Here is a 10,762-nt window from a genome sequence, read left to right as displayed (position 1 = left end):
TTTGCACCAAGATGCTAAATCTTGATTTTACCCATGTTGAAAAAGCTTATCAGCTGGTTAATGACTTCCTTCGGAGTTTTGGAAGTCTCCTTCAGCTTTTCCTCGAAGTTCTTGTAGAGTTCGTCCTTCAATTCGAAATTGTGTACCGTGTACCCTTTTCTCTGTGATTTCGATGGACCAACCGGACCCTTAGGTCTTGGTGCCTGATGCCTCCCTTGTGCGGGGCGCGCATTAATCCCCTTGGACTGTCCATATCGAGGACCACCGCCCGAAGAGGGTCTCGTGTGGCCGCTCGGCTGCTGTCCCGCCTTGGCGCCTATCTGGTGATGAAAAAGATCTACCTGATAGTTTGAAGATACGGGTCTGCTTCTTCCCTGCGGCCCCTGTGAGCCTCTCGGTTTGCCGTGCGGAGGGCCGCCTGGGCGCTGGCTTCTGTTTCCTGAATTAGAATTATTCATTATTTTTGATCCGTAGATTAACTGCGAAAATATTGCGGAACATTTTCCATCTGCTGGAAATAGCCCGTCCCCAGATACAGCGACAAGGTAGCAGATTAAAAAACCGCTTGTCAACGGTTATTAGGCGCCAAAAAAAAGCGCTCTGCTGAACATCTTGTGTTCTTATTATAGCAAAAGAGCTTTAGAATAGCCAATTAATCGGAAATGGATTTATAATTTATGAGATTTGCACACCCTTACTTCCTGCTTTTATTGGCATTGGTCCCGTTTCTGGCGATCCTGTACCGGAGGAGATTCAGAGCAAAGAAGAGCGGGATTCGGTACTCCTCCATCGGGAGGATAAAAGCGATAGCTCCATCCGGGATTACGCGCCTGCGCCCTCTCCCTTTTACGCTGAGAATCTTTGCGATACTGCTCCTTATCTTCGCCATAGCGCGCCCGCAGACCGGGCAGGGGTACCGGGAAATTACCCGCGAGGGTATCGATATCTATCTTGCCCTTGATACGTCGACCAGCATGGACATAATGGATATGCAGCCCTCTCGGCTGGAAGCCGCAAAAAACGCAATTTCGAGATTCATCGGCAACCGGGTGAATGACAGAATAGGGCTTATACTCTTTGCCGGCACCAGCTTCACCAGATGTCCGCTTACCCTCGATTACGACGTCCTCAGATCCTTCATCGCGCCGGTTCACAGCGGACTTCTGGAGGACGGCACTGCGATCGGAATGGCGATCGCCAACGGCATCAACCGCCTGAGGGATTCAAAGGCGACAAGCAAAATCATAATCCTCCTGACGGACGGCGTGAACAACCGGGGGCTTATAGATCCGCGGTCGGCGACCGAGCTTGCGATTGCCGAGAAGATAAAAGTCTACACGATCGGGGTTGGCAGAGAAGGGATCTTTCAGCAAACCATCGACGATCCGCGATACGGAAAAAGGAAAGTTTCGGTAAAAAGTGAAATAGACGAAGCGCTGTTACGCGAAATAGCGTCTAAAACAGGGGCCAGGTATTATGCCGCTCGCAACGAAAAGGAACTTACAGGGATATATGACGAGATCGACCACCTGGAAAAATCCGAAGTGAAAAGCAATATCTATTATGAATATACGGAACAGTTCACTTGGCTCGCCGGGCTTGCGCTCTTCCCTCTTCTTTTCGAATGGATCTTGCGTAACAGGTTCCTGAGGAGTCTTCACGAATGATAAAATTCGGCAGTCATGAATGGCTATATCTTTTGGCAATTGTGCCTTTGCTCGTTCTTCTATTCTGGCTTTTCAACAAGGAGTTCGCAAAGCGTCTTGAGAAATTCGCCGACTCTTCACTCCTCCCAAAGCTCCTCTCCGGCGCCGACAGGTGGAAAAGGTTCTTGAAATTTGCCCTGCTCATGACATCGCTTACAGTTCTTATTGTCGCTCTTGCGCGGCCCCAGTTCGGTGTTGAGCCAAAGGAAGTGAAGCGTGTCGGGATAGATATCCTCGTGATGCTCGATATCTCGCTGAGCATGGCCGCGGAGGATGTTGCTCCAAGCCGCCTTGCCAAGGCCAAAAAAGAGATCGAGCGGCTTGCCGATACCTTCGCCGGAAACAGGGTGGGCCTTCTTGTGTTTGCGGGCTCCAGCGGCGTGGAATGTCCGCTCACGCTCGACATTTCCACATTTAAAATGTTTCTCAACTCCATCAGCTTCAGCTCCGCCCCTCTTTCCGGAACCGATATTTCAGGAGCTATGAAAAAAGGGATAACACTCCTTGAGCAGAGCCAATCCAAATCAAAGGTGATCGTGCTTATTACGGACGGGGAAGACAATGAAGGGAATCCCGCTGAAACGGCGAGGGAAGCGGCAAAAAAGAAAATAAGGATCTATACGGTCGGGCTTGGAAGCGAAACAGGAGCGCCTATACCGATAAAGGATAATAACGGCGATCTAGCTGGATATAAAAAGGACAGTTCCGGGAACACTGTCTTTACGCGGCAAAACAGCGACGCCCTGAATGAAGTGGCCAACATCACCGATGCGCTTTTCATATCGTCATCCGGCGGCGTATTCAACATCAATCCGATAATAGAATCTATCCGCGCCCTTGAGAAAAGCGATATCTCTTCTACGAAATTTACAACATACGTTGACAGGTTTCAGTGGTTTCTGGGAATAGCGCTCATTCTTCTGGCAGTTGAAATTCTGATATAACTGTGGCCTCTTCGCCACGGCTCTGATGGGAGCTTAACGGAAAAGTTTTTCGAAGACCCCCTTGTTCTTCCCTTTCACGCTATCGCCCGATATTTCCGCAAACTTTCTTAATATCTCTTCCTGTTCGCCCGTGAGGTTTTCGGGTGTTTTAACTATCACCTGAACGATAAGATCGCCTCTCCCTTTTCTTTGGAGCATCGGCATCCCCTCGCCCTTTACCCTCAACAATGACTGAGACTGCGTGCCCGGCGGGATCTTTATAGTAGCTTCATCAAGAAGCGTTTTTATTTCCATGTCCGCGCCAAGAGCCGCCTGCGCAAACGAGATCGGCAACTGGCATACGAGATCGTCGCCGTGACGCTCGAAGTTGTCATGCTGGCGTATATGGACTACGGCAAAGAGATCGCCGTTACGCGCGCCGTATTTGCCCGGTTCCCCTTCGCCTGTGAGTCGGAGGTTTTGCCCGCTTTCGATCCCTGCCGGAACCTTTACCCGAAGTTTTCTCTCTTTCATTTCAACGCCGGTGCCGCCGCACTTTTTACACGGATTTTTAATCACCTGCCCCTGTCCGTTGCATTTCGGGCATGTTACGGCAAACGAGAAAAATCCCTGCCTCCGTGCAACCTGCCCCTGCCCGTTGCACGTCGAGCATGTTGTAGGCCCGTACCCTTCTGCGGAACAGGACCCTTCGCAAACGGGACAGAGGATATTCTTGACAACAGTTATCTCCTTGTCCATCCCGCGGGCCGCATCCTCAAGGGATATCTCCAGATCGTATCGAAGGTCTCCCCCCTGCCCCTGCTGTTTTCTTCTTCCGAATCCGCCGGAGAAGCCTCCGCCGAAAATGTCGCCGAAAATGTCGCCAAAGGCGGAAAAGATATCTTCCGCGCCGCGAAATCCGCTGAATCCCGTCCTTTTTAAACCGTCATGGCCGAACTGGTCGTAGAGCCTCCGTTTTTCATCGTCATGAAGAACTTCATATGCCTCCGATGATTCCTTGAATTTCTCTTCAGCTTCCTTGTCGCCGGGATTTTTATCGGGGTGATATTTCATCGCGGCCTTCCTGTAGGCCTTTTTGATCTCCGATTTATCCGAGTTTCTCTCTACCCCAAGAACTTCATAATAATCCCTTTTAATCATCGCTTTTCGTACTTTCCTACTTTCACGCGCGCAGGCCTGATCAGCAGTTCGTTCAGCATATAACCAGATTGCAGCACTTCGATTACAATATTGTCTTCATCCTCATTCTCAACGGCAACGCTGGCTACAGCTTCCGCGACGGCGGGATTAAACGTTTTTCCCATGCACTCTACTTCCATAACACCTGAATTCTTAAGAATATTTACCATGGAATTCCTGATAAGTACTAGCCCCTCCCTCATCTTTTCCGCGTCTTTCGCGCCATCCGCAGAGGCAACGGCAAGATCAAGATTGTCCAGCACCGGCACTATCTGTTTCATCAGGCTCCCTATCCCCTGCTCAACCCTTCTATTGACATCTTTCTCAAGCCTTGCCCTGAACTGATCGTTCTCGACCATTTTCTCTTTGTACGCGGCAATATACTCCTTGAGTTTTTTGTCGTGCTCCTCGGCCTGAAGTTGTAGCTGTTGCACATATGTAGGGAGACGTTCAATATCGGCCTCGACGACTGAATCATTCCGGCTCTTTTCGTTCGCTTCCTCAAGAACCCAGTGCCGTCTATCTTTTATTATCAGCTCTTCTTTCGCTTCGCTCATATGATCAATCCTTCAAGCTTATCCATTGAAATATTCTTGAGGAAACTTTCCGGGAGGTAATACAAAATATCCCTCCCTTTTACTCTTGCCTTAAGCATCGTCTTATCCCTTGTAAAGCCCATGACTGTTATTTCATGCGCGCTTTTGCCGGACGCATCCGTCATGGAGATTACAGCGAGAGGAACGCTGGGGGAGCCGCTGCTACCGGTATTTGCTTTTCCTTCTTCCATTTTCACGTATTCACTGCTTAATACCGATGAAATCAGCTGTCCAACTCTCCTTATGGATACTTCGCCCTTCTGTGGCGAGTTCATCTTCCACTTGCTTCCGCTTTTTTCAAGCAGATAATTCTCCCCCTCGTAATGGATGGAGAGTTTTGATATCTCCGCCTGGAGCACCTTGAATATTTTCCGATCAATAAAATCATCGGGCCTCTTTACCAGCTTGTCGAAATCGCGCCGGGATATCCTGAACGTGTTTTCCTGGAAACTGCTTAACCCGTAAACCCTGTCGCCATAGTCGTATAATCCATAACTTCTTTTCGTCTCTTTCTCCATTATCTCCAGAGAGGAGACAAGTTTTGTTTCGCTAAGCGGGAGGTCATTATAAAACCTCTCCACCTTGGACTCTCCAAGAGAACGCAAGAATGAGATTACTTTGGCCTGGTCGACTTTCTCCCTGGTATTGCCAATAATCTCCCAGTCACCATCCTTGTTTCGCTCCATTCGACCTTCCCTGCCGCCCGCGCCCCAGGAAACCTTGCTGACATCCATGTAGTTAACTGGGAAAAAATGCATGTCCCGGAAATCGGACGGATTGCGCGGAATATCGTCAAAAAAATCGAGAGGAAGCATGGCAATCTCGCCAGCCCCTTCTCTTCTTGCGGGAACTCCGTTTTTCTCCTCGTCTTTTTTCCCAACATGCAGGTTGAATTCCTTTCCGGCAGAATTGGTAAAGGTAAAGGCGAGCGAGGGAGGATTTAATCCGATTTCATTTTCATTCACCTTGCCGTCGATGAAATTCGACGCGTACGCTCCGAATATCTTTGCCTGCAGGTCAATCATCTCTTTCTGTGTAGCTCTCGCGGTATACGGCTTTTTCATTATCCATAGATTATCCTTGTCTTTCTCAAATACTGTCTGCTTGCCATTCCTGACAATCTTGATCGAAACAATATCCGCGCCTTTTTCGGGAAAAATCCTTTTTTCCCTTAGGTCATAAAGCTTTTTTGACAGCAGGTTTTTAAAATCCGCGGAGGCCACAAACACATTCTTGATCTTTGAGCTCTGTCCGTAAACTTTCCCTCCCACCGGCGTATCATTCCCTACAGAAACATTCTGGGATCTCTTAAAGCCCTCAACGTAGAAATAGCCGTTTATCGCAGGTGACGACAGCCCATAATCGGCAAGGTTCTCCGTCCCATCGCCGATTATCGAATCGACCTGCATGCTGGAGATACCTGTTATTATCTGCTCCAGAGTAACACTGTCGGCCTTTGTCTTTATGGGGCCGGTTATTTCCCACTGACCATTGACCTTGTTGAGCGAAACGATCATTTCACCGTTATCAAGAACCACTTTCGCCACTTTTCCCGGTTCCAGGTAAACGATCTTTTTCTGCTCACTCTCCTTTCTCTCCTTTTCCAGGTCTGCCAGATATTCATACCGGTAGACCAGCAAGGCGCTTACCACGAGAACAGCAAAAATTATCGCAATGTTTTTAAATTTCAAGCACGTCTCCTGCGAACATTAATCCAAACACCAGCAACCCCTATTATCGCCGGAATGCCGACAATACTGAAAAAGGCAAGCATCCCTATTTCCGCATCCGAGAACAGCAGTGGATCCATCTCGCCTTCCCTGGGGCGTATCGCTATCTTGTCTTCATCCCCCGCCAGCCATTCAACAACATTCATAAAAAAGTCGCGGTTGCCACCCGAACCGATATAGGGGTCGGCGACAAAATCCGAATCGCCGATAACAACCATCAAACCTTTACTCTCTTTTATGTGAAGCGGATGCCCGTGACTATCCAGATCCACATCTTCCTTGTCGCCGGGAGTCTTTTTCGGGTCAACCTCTACCGCAACAGCCACGACCAGCGGACCTACATTGTCTTCCTTCTCGTCCATCGAAGCAATCCCGCGCTCAACCTTTTCACGGCTCGTCTCCCCCCATGTTCCGGGGAGGGTGAACGCAAGATTTTTCGTCTGAATCCTTTCAACACCGCTCTGGTTTGTTTTGATGGAACGAGCGAGAGGATAAATGGTTATCAGCCCAAACTCCCTGGTGATGCTGTGCTCCTCGCTGTAAGTCCCTACCGCAGGCATCAGATAATCCCCTCCAAAAGCCCGGCTGAATTTATCCACTATGATATCGTTGGACGGGTAAACGCCATATCCGTTCAGGAATTTCAATGTATCCTTGACCGTAAAGGGATCTACCATAAAAAGGAGGTTTCCTCCGTCATCAATGTATTTTCCGAGCATATCAAGTTCGCTTCCGAACAGATCCTTCTCGGGACCCGCTACTATCAAGACATCTGCGTCCTCAGGAACCTGCTTTAAGCTGCCGAGCAGAAGCGTTTCCACCAGGAAATTCTCCTTCAAAAGGGATGCTTTCGCCTCTCCGTATCCGTTTCTCCCCGAACCGTTTATATCCTTCTCTCCGTGCCCTTTTACGAAATAAACTTTTTTCCGTTTATCAGACAACGTCCTTATAAGAGCATTCGTCAACGAATCCTCCGAAATAAGGCCGGTAACCCCCTCCTTGCGCCCGTTCTCCACCCCTTTTTCCTCGACGATAAAAGTACCGTACTGTTTTATGCCGTACTTCTCCGCCATCAAAGGGCTCTTGTCGGGATCAATAAACTCCCAGCTGAATTTTGAAGAATGATACCTGTACTCCTCGAAAAGCCTTTTGGGGCGGATCCTTGTGTCCCCCTCCTGCATAAAGGCAAGAACCGTAATTTCACGATCGAGATTTTTCAGGATATTGACAGTTTGAGAGGAGAGTGAATAAATCTCGTTTTCCGAAAGATCAAACCGCTTGCTGTGCTTCACCGACAGATAGTCTATCAGAGCTATAATGCCGATAACCACAATGAGATATGCGGCCATGTTCGGAACCCATTTCATCAGTCTGCTCACCATCAGCCCCTGTACCTCCTCGATTCAAGAACGCGCAGAGTCGAAAAAACAAAGATGAAGATGAAGCTCAAATAAAAAATGATGTCCGATGTATCTATCACTCCGTTCGCGAACGAATCAAAGTGGTCGAAGATAGAAAGATAGCGAAGGATTTCGGCGAGCGCAGAGGTTGAATCCCCGGCGAGCCACGAAATGATCCAGAAAACCATTATCATTCCGAACGACCAGACCGCCGCGACTATCTGGTTTTCCGTGAGCGAAGAGATAAAAACCCCAAGCGATATATAGGCGCACCCTGCCAGCGAGAGACCAAGCAGGCCGGTAAAAGTAACGCCAAGCGGCACCGGCTTGAACATAACCAGGAACAGGTCGTAAAAGAGGGTGAAGCCGAGCATCGTTCCATACAGAGTAAAAAGTGCGAATATCTTTCCAAGCACAAGCTCCATATCCGATATCGGATATGTAAAAACAAGCTCTATCGTTCCGCTCTTCTTCTCCTCCGAAAAACTTTTCATGGTCAGGAGCGGCATCATCAGTATGAGGAGGAAACTAAGGGTGCGGTAGAGCGGGCTTATTATCCCTTCGGCTACATTGAGGCCGGGGAGATTGTAGCGGTAGTTCGAGCGTATCACCTCAAAACTGTATCTCGCGTAGTCGTTCAATATCATTATGAAAAAAAGGCCGGAGAGTATCAGGAACACGACGATAACCAGATAGGCGATAGGGCTGTAGAAATACGATTTCAGCTCCCTGCGGTATACCGGAAGAAAATTATTCATCTTCTTCCCCCTTTTTCTCCTCGTCCGTAACGAGATCCATGAAGACGTCCTCAAGAGAAACCGACTGCAGTTTCATCTCCAGAAGTCCATAACCTTTATTCACTATAGCGGAAGAGAGCGATCTCCGTATATCCCTCTCGCCGCCAGCCTCGATCGAAAAGCGGCACTCCCCCCCTTTTGCGGAATCAAGAGGGGTAAGCCCCTTTACGCCATCTATCGAAGAGAGGAAGCCGTCCATCCCCTCGCGCTCCCCTTCAATGGCGATCTCGATGACCGATTTTCCGAGCGTGCCGCTCGTCAGGTTCCGCGGTGTGTCTTCGGCAACTATCTTCCCCTTGCTGATTATCATTACCCGGTCGCAAAGTATCGATACTTCCGGGAGGATGTGCGTGCTGAGGATAACGGTCCGTTCGCCGGAGAGTTCCTTTATAAGATTTCTTATCTCGACTATCTGAAGGGGATCCAGCCCTGCCGTAGGTTCGTCGAGGATGAGCACTTCTGGATTTCCGATAAGCGCCTGGGCCAAACAGACACGCTGGCGGAAGCCTTTCGAAAGTTTGCCTATCATCTTTCCGCTCACTTCGGAAATGCCGGTCTTTCCCATCGCCTCGCTTATCGCGGATCCCTTTTCGCCTCCGTGAAGATCCTTTACGCTTGCCGCGAAATCGAGAAATTCATCGACCCTCATATCCCTGTATAGAGGCGCAGACTCCGGCACATAGCCGATACGGCTCTTCACCTGCATCGGATTTTCCGATACGTCGTATCCTGCAATAACCGCCCGCCCGGAAGTGGGGGGCATGAAACAGGTGAGCATTCTCATGGTGGTGGTTTTCCCCGCGCCGTTCGGGCCGAGAAATCCGAGTATCTCCCCCTTCTTTACGCCAAAGGAGATGGAATCTACCGCCTTGAAACCATCGTAACTTTTCGAAAGGTTTTCTACTTCAATCATTGCCTAACCTATATATATAAAACCTTAAAACATGGTTAATTGATTTCAATAAGACCGGGTGTCGGCTTTGTCAAGCTATGGCGGTAAAAAGAAATTTCGCTTTTAGCCTCGGCGGAACTCGGGGCTACTGGATTTTCATTATCAGCGCGTCGTGCCTTCCGTTTGACGGATTACTTCCATAATCACCGACGGTATCACCGGCGACATAGACCCTCTGATTTCCGTCCATATATCTCGTTGCAATGCTGTTGCCGTGGTTCACATCGGAACTACCGAATAGCTTCGACCACTGTTTCACTCCGCTGTTATCGTACTTGATGACGAATATTTCGGGCCCGCCGGAACTGATAAGACCGTCGAAAGTGATATTCTCGGTCGTACCGGTTGCGTAGATATTGCCGCTCTCGTCGAGCACTATGTCGTTTCCGCTATCCATCGAAAAGCCGCCGAAAGTAACGGCGGGCCATACCTCAAGGCTTTCAGTATCGTACTTCCCTATGAAGAAATCCCCTCCGAGAAAACCGGTAATGTATATATTGCCTGTATTGTCTACTGCAATCGCATTGCCAGAATCGGACTCGGCACCACCTATAAGTTTGGGCCAGAGCACAACCCCATTTGGATCAAGCTTGAAAATAAAAATATCCTTCTTGCCAAGGTTTGTACCGCCAAAGCCTCCCTCGGTGTAGCCGGTGACATAAACGTTGAACTCCTCGTCAACCGCAACACCGTTGGCTTTATCCAGCTCAATGGTCCCGAATGTCTTTACCCATACAACCTGCCCTTCGGAATCGAACTTTCCGACGAGGACATCCGCTTTTCCAAGATTGGTGTTTGTAAAAATATTCCCGTCGCTGTATCCGGTGACATAGATATTGCCTGCCGAATCGACCGCTATGTCGTTTGCTCTTTCAAAGCCGCTGGAACCGAACTGCTTTATCCACTTTTCGTTCCCTTCCGAATCGTACTTTGCTATGAAACAATCCTCGTTTCCCGCGTTGGTACCTGAAAGGCTACCGTTTGTTCCGCCAGTCACATAAATATTGTTGCTGGAATCTATCGCAATTCCATACCCCATGTCGTTGGACGGTGTGCCAATAAGTTTCGACCATGCTTTTACCCCCGTAGAACCATACTTGGCTATGAACATGTCGGAACTACTGTTGGAATCGGTTGTATCACCGGAATTGGAATTTTCATCCATATCCCCATGAGAAACGCCGGTGATATAGGAGTTTCCGCTTGAATCTATCGCCATCGCATTGCCGTAATCGTCCCTGGCTCCGCCGAGGAGCTGTGACCATGTCGGAGTTGACGCGTTGGGTGCAAGCGTATTCGGATCAACGTTGTCTTCAGGATCCGCGGCACACGTAATCAGAAAAAGAGACCCCGCGATAAGAACTGAAAACCTGCCAAATACATTCATCACCGCTACCCCCAAATAGTTACATGCCGGTTTCGGCATACCGCCAGTACCAAAGCACTGATACTTCATAC

General features: G+C 49.0%; 10 protein-coding genes. 2 read left to right on the top strand and 8 right to left on the bottom strand.

The window, feature by feature from the left end; all coding sequences use genetic code 11:
• Positions 1-14: 14 nt before the first annotated feature.
• Entirely contained in the window at positions 15-458 is a 444-nt protein-coding gene (locus tag OEY64_09390) for a hypothetical protein (protein ID MDH5543163.1), read from the bottom strand.
• Positions 459-677: 219 nt separating this feature from the next.
• Here OEY64_09390 and OEY64_09385 point away from each other — a divergent pair, with 219 nt between their 5' ends.
• Together OEY64_09385 and OEY64_09380 are read left to right on the top strand one after the other, a co-directional pair.
• Complete coding sequence (locus OEY64_09385; GenBank protein MDH5543162.1) at positions 678-1,667, top strand: VWA domain-containing protein; 990 nt, start codon at positions 678-680, stop codon at positions 1,665-1,667.
• On the top strand, positions 1,664-2,650 hold the full coding sequence (locus OEY64_09380) for a VWA domain-containing protein (GenBank protein MDH5543161.1): 987 nt from the start codon (positions 1,664-1,666) through the stop codon (positions 2,648-2,650). Before OEY64_09385 ends, OEY64_09380 begins: the two co-directional genes overlap by 4 nt.
• 33 nt (positions 2,651-2,683) lie before the next feature.
• On the opposite strand, the gene dnaJ is transcribed toward OEY64_09380, so the two are convergent.
• The 7 genes from dnaJ to OEY64_09345 all read right to left on the bottom strand — a co-directional run bounded on the left by dnaJ (position 2,684) and on the right by OEY64_09345 (position 10,691).
• Positions 2,684-3,790, bottom strand: a complete 1,107-nt coding sequence (gene dnaJ, locus OEY64_09375) for a molecular chaperone DnaJ (GenBank protein ID MDH5543160.1) — start codon at positions 3,788-3,790, stop codon at positions 2,684-2,686.
• On the bottom strand, positions 3,787-4,386 hold the full coding sequence (locus OEY64_09370) for a nucleotide exchange factor GrpE (GenBank protein ID MDH5543159.1): 600 nt from the start codon (positions 4,384-4,386) through the stop codon (positions 3,787-3,789). Before OEY64_09370 ends, dnaJ begins: the two co-directional genes overlap by 4 nt.
• The gene (locus OEY64_09365; GenBank protein ID MDH5543158.1) at positions 4,383-6,116 is read right to left on the bottom strand and encodes a DUF4340 domain-containing protein; all 1,734 of its coding nucleotides are present in this window, start codon (positions 6,114-6,116) and stop codon (positions 4,383-4,385) included. Before OEY64_09365 ends, OEY64_09370 begins: the two co-directional genes overlap by 4 nt.
• A complete protein-coding gene (locus tag OEY64_09360; GenBank protein ID MDH5543157.1) occupies positions 6,113-7,537 on the bottom strand; it encodes a GldG family protein in 1,425 nt (474 codons plus the stop codon). The genes OEY64_09365 and OEY64_09360 overlap by 4 nt, the downstream gene beginning before the upstream one ends.
• A complete protein-coding gene (locus tag OEY64_09355; GenBank protein ID MDH5543156.1) occupies positions 7,537-8,313 on the bottom strand; it encodes an ABC transporter permease in 777 nt (258 codons plus the stop codon). The genes OEY64_09360 and OEY64_09355 overlap by 1 nt, the downstream gene beginning before the upstream one ends.
• Positions 8,306-9,265 (bottom strand): ABC transporter ATP-binding protein, encoded by a 960-nt coding sequence (locus tag OEY64_09350; protein ID MDH5543155.1) that lies wholly within the window; start codon positions 9,263-9,265, stop codon positions 8,306-8,308. Before OEY64_09350 ends, OEY64_09355 begins: the two co-directional genes overlap by 8 nt.
• Positions 9,266-9,389: 124 nt before the next feature.
• Positions 9,390-10,691, bottom strand: coding sequence for an SBBP repeat-containing protein (locus OEY64_09345; GenBank protein ID MDH5543154.1), 1,302 nt, complete (start codon positions 10,689-10,691; stop codon positions 9,390-9,392).
• Between the last annotated feature and the right edge of the window lie 71 nt (positions 10,692-10,762).

The organism is Nitrospinota bacterium, from assembly GCA_029881495.1.
Taxonomy (GTDB): domain Bacteria; phylum Nitrospinota_A; class UBA7883; order JACRGQ01; family JACRGQ01; genus JAOUMJ01.
Note: the sequence above shows the minus strand (reverse complement) of the source record. Positions and strands in the feature narration are given on the sequence as shown.

Bases quoted from the DNA above. Each gene is read 5' to 3' on its own strand.
- OEY64_09360 (MDH5543157.1), bottom strand. From the start codon at position 7,537: ATGGTGAGCAGACTGATGAAATGGGTTCCGAACATGGCCGCATATCTC.
- OEY64_09370 (MDH5543159.1), bottom strand. From the start codon at position 4,386: ATGAGCGAAGCGAAAGAAGAGCTGATAATAAAAGATAGACGGCACTGG.
- OEY64_09385 (MDH5543162.1), top strand. From the start codon at position 678: ATGAGATTTGCACACCCTTACTTCCTGCTTTTATTGGCATTGGTCCCG.
- dnaJ (MDH5543160.1), bottom strand. From the start codon at position 3,790: ATGATTAAAAGGGATTATTATGAAGTTCTTGGGGTAGAGAGAAACTCG.
- OEY64_09355 (MDH5543156.1), bottom strand. From the start codon at position 8,313: ATGAATAATTTTCTTCCGGTATACCGCAGGGAGCTGAAATCGTATTTC.
- OEY64_09350 (MDH5543155.1), bottom strand. From the start codon at position 9,265: ATGATTGAAGTAGAAAACCTTTCGAAAAGTTACGATGGTTTCAAGGCG.
- OEY64_09345 (MDH5543154.1), bottom strand. From the start codon at position 10,691: ATGAATGTATTTGGCAGGTTTTCAGTTCTTATCGCGGGGTCTCTTTTT.
- OEY64_09390 (MDH5543163.1), bottom strand. From the start codon at position 458: ATGAATAATTCTAATTCAGGAAACAGAAGCCAGCGCCCAGGCGGCCCT.
- OEY64_09380 (MDH5543161.1), top strand. From the start codon at position 1,664: ATGATAAAATTCGGCAGTCATGAATGGCTATATCTTTTGGCAATTGTG.